Genomic DNA, 2,889 nt, shown 5'->3' on the forward strand with positions numbered 1-2,889 from the left:
CGGCTCGGGCGCCTGCCAAGGTGGTGCCGGTGAGCACCGAGACCGGCCCGGCCCCCACCCTGACCGACGGCATCGTCACCCTGAGGGCGCACACCCCACAGGACGCCGACGCGATCGTCACCCAGAGCCTCGATCCCGACAGCCAGCGATGGACGACGGTCCCCCGCGGCTACACGCGTGACGACGCCCTCTCGTGGATCGAGCGCAACCTGGCCGCGTGGGGAGAGCCCGGGGGGGTGCGCTCGTGGGCCATCGAGTGGGTCGATGCCACCGGCCGGCCACGCTTCGCCGGCACCATCGACCTGCGCCCCGGGGCGACCGTCACGGTGGGCGAGCTCGGCTTCGGCCTGCACCCCGACGCCCGCGGCCAGGGCATCATGGCCCGCGCGGTCCGTCTCGTGTGCCGGCACAGCTTCGACACCGGCGGCTGGGGCCAGCCGCTGAGCCGCGTCCACTGGCGGGCGATCGTCGGCAACTGGGGCTCGCGTCGCACCGCCTGGGCGTGCGGCTTCACCATCCACGGCACGATCCCCGAGAGCCACCCCGATCCCGACGGCGGGCCCACCGCCCTCGACACGTGGACCGGCAGTATCGCGGCCGGAGACCCGCTCCGGGCCAGCACGCCCTGGTATGCCGCCCCGGTGACCGAGGCGGACGGCATACGGCTGCGCCCGTGGCGGGCCTCCGACATCGACGCGATCGAGCCGCGTGACGACGACCCGTCCCACTGGATGCCCGGGCGATCGGTGCTGCGGCGCGAGACCTTCGTGGCGTGGCGCCACCAGCGCGAGGAGCGGATGGCGGAGGGGACGGCCGTCGAGTGGTGCGTCGCCGACGCGGAGACCGACCGGGCGCTGGGCGGCGTCGTGCTCTTCAGCCGGCAGGGGCCGATCGACGACGTCGCCGAGCTCGGCTACCAGCTCTTCCCGAGCGCTCGCGGCCGCGGGGTCGCGACGACGGCCGCCCGGCTCGCCATCGCCCACGCGCTGCAGCCCGCGGTCGAGGGCGGGCTCGGCCTGCGCCGGCTCGTCGCCGAGACGGCCGCCGACAACGCGGGGAGCAACGCCGTGCTGCGGGCCAACGGCTTCACGGAGTTCGGGCGCGAGCACGCCGTCGACCGGCTGGCCGACGGCTCCTGGGGCGACGGCCTTCACTGGGAGCTGCTCCCCTGACCTGAGCCCACCCCCGCCGGTCGGGTGGGGGTGTCAGCGGGCGATGTAGCCGCCGTCGATGTAGAGCTCGAGTCCCGTGACGAAGGCGGAGTCGTCGCTCGCAAGGTAGGCGACACCCGCCGCGATCTCCTCAGGTCGCCCGAGGCGGCCCATCGGCGTCAGGTCGAGCATGGCCTGCTCGAAGGGCGTGCCACGCGCCCCGTCGAGGATCGGGGTGTCGACGAAGCCCGGGTGGATCGAGTTGACCCGCACGCCTTCGGTCGCCCAGTGCAGCGCGACGTTCTTCGTCAGCGTGCGCACCGCGCCCTTGGCGGCGTGATAGGCGGGCGAGGTGCCGAAGCCGCCGCTCGTGCCGAAGATCGAGCTGATGTTGATGACCGACCCGTGGCCCGACGCCTTGAGCAGCGGGGCCGCGATCTTCATGCCGAGGAAGACGCCGGTCTGGTCGATGGCGATCGTCCGCTCCCATTCGGCAAGGGTGGTGTCCTCGATCGGCAGGAGGTCACCCATGCCGGCGTTGTTGACGAGCACGTCGAGCCCGCCGAAGAGCTCTGCCGCGCGGGCGACGGCGGCCTCCCAGTCGGACTCGCTCGTCACGTCGTGCCGCGCGAACTCCGCACGAGCGCCGCTCTCGCGCAGTTCCGCTGCCACGGCGACCCCGGCCTCGTTGACGTCGGTCAACAGGACTGCCGCCCCCTCCTCGGCGAGCCGCCGCGCGGTCGCCTTCCCGATGCCGCTCGCTGCACCTGTCACGAGGGCCACGCGTCCATCCAGCCGGTTCATGCTGATCACTTCGATTCGGTTAGAGCTCCCGGGTTGTCGTCCTTCCATCGTCTCGCCGTGCGACCGCGGACGCAGTTCTGCGGGTCACAACGGGGCTGTTGTGACGCACGAGACAGCGGGAGCCCCTCAGGGGGCGACTCGGGGTCGAATCCGGGTGGACCCCGGTAGCGCAAACCCCCGGGCGGGTAAGACTCTGGAGGCAGTGAGCACGACGATCGGTCGTGCCAGGCATGAAGGAGACACCGTGGCTTTCGGTGAGCAGCTCAAGCACAAGGCGGACGAGGTCCACCTGCAGGACAAGGCGAAGGACTTTGGTGACGCGGTCGCCGAGGTCATCAAGGAGGCCGTTGGACTCGTGGCGGGACTCGCCCAGGACAACCGGCCCAAGGTCGACGACGCCCTCGACAAGGCCGAGGCGAAGCTCGTCCAGACCAACGGCGGCAAGCACGCCGAGACCGTGACCAAGGTTCGTGCCTCGGTCGACAAGGGGATCGACAAGCTCGTCGAGCACAACACCGGCCCGAAGGCGCCTCCCACCCAGCCTTCGTCCCCGGTGCCCGACGACCGTCACTCCGCGTTCGACGAGGACTCCCCCGCCGGCTCTCCCAGCTGAGACCGGCACCCAGAGGCCGTATGCCGCTGTCCCACCCAGCGGCATACGGCCTCTTCCTGTCCCCAACCTCCCCATCGAAAGAGCATTTCTGCGCGCTCCCCGTCCGCCCGGGCCCCGCCGCCCAGGCGGACGAATCGCTCTTTCGATTGGGATAGGCATCGTTGCTCAGGGGGCGCGGGTCGGCTCGCCTCTCAATCGAAAGAGCATTTCCGCGCGCTCCCTGCCCACCGGGCTGGGCACCCAGGCGGACGGATCGCTCTCTCGATTGGGGTGGGGGGCGGACGGATTGCTCTTTCGATTGAGAAAAGGGGGGTGCGTCGG

3 protein-coding genes are annotated in these 2,889 nt (G+C 71.4%); 2 read left to right on the forward strand and 1 reads right to left on the reverse strand.

All coding sequences use genetic code 11. The annotated features are described in order from the left end of the window. Positions 1-29: 29 nt before the first annotated feature. Complete coding sequence (locus LG278_RS20450) at positions 30-1,172, forward strand: GNAT family N-acetyltransferase (RefSeq protein WP_404389523.1); 1,143 nt, start codon at positions 30-32, stop codon at positions 1,170-1,172. Positions 1,173-1,205: 33 nt separating this feature from the next. Here the strand turns inward: LG278_RS20450 and LG278_RS20455 are convergent, their stop codons facing one another. Continuing rightward, entirely contained in the window at positions 1,206-1,934 is a 729-nt protein-coding gene (locus tag LG278_RS20455) for an SDR family NAD(P)-dependent oxidoreductase (RefSeq protein ID WP_404389525.1), read from the reverse strand. 265 nt (positions 1,935-2,199) lie between these two features. Between LG278_RS20455 and LG278_RS20460 the strand changes: the two genes are divergently transcribed. Next, positions 2,200-2,568, forward strand: coding sequence for an antitoxin (locus LG278_RS20460; protein WP_404389527.1), 369 nt, complete (start codon positions 2,200-2,202; stop codon positions 2,566-2,568). Positions 2,569-2,889: the final 321 nt, after the last annotated feature.

Origin of the sequence: Humibacillus xanthopallidus (assembly GCF_044793955.1) — a bacterium.
Classification (GTDB): Bacteria; Actinomycetota; Actinomycetes; order Actinomycetales; family Dermatophilaceae; genus Humibacillus; species Humibacillus xanthopallidus_C.